The following is a 357-nucleotide window of genomic DNA, read 5'->3' as shown; positions in this document are numbered from 1 at the left end:
GCTCGAGATCGCGATGGCGCAGGTGCCGCATCCCGACCAGGGTAATCCACCTCTGCCATGGCTGGTCGACCGCCTGTTCCGCAATCTGTTGACCGACGTCACCGGCAATACGCACCGCTCGGAAATCTGTATCGACAAGCTGTTTTCCCCCGATGGCCCAACTGGCCGGCTTGGCCTTGTCGAATTCCGTGGATTCGAGATGCCACCCAATGCGCGCATGTCTCTGGCGCAGCAGTTGCTGGTCAGGGCAATCATCGCACGCGCCTGGAAGAACCCGCTCGACGGGCGCTTCGTGCGCTGGGGCACCTCGCTGCATGACCGCTTCATGCTGCCGCACTATGTCTGGGCGGATTTTCT

Annotated in this window: 1 protein-coding gene; it reads left to right on the top strand. The window is 61.9% G+C overall.

Going from position 1 to position 357, the window contains the following annotated elements:
• Nucleotides 1-357: transglutaminase family protein (locus EN852_RS36670; protein WP_189546482.1), on the top strand; the 357-nt coding region annotated here is incomplete at both ends.

It is taken from the genome of Mesorhizobium sp. M2E.F.Ca.ET.209.01.1.1 (assembly GCF_004010375.2).
Lineage (GTDB): Bacteria > Pseudomonadota > Alphaproteobacteria > Rhizobiales > Rhizobiaceae > Mesorhizobium.
This window is presented reverse-complemented; position numbering and strand designations above follow the sequence as displayed.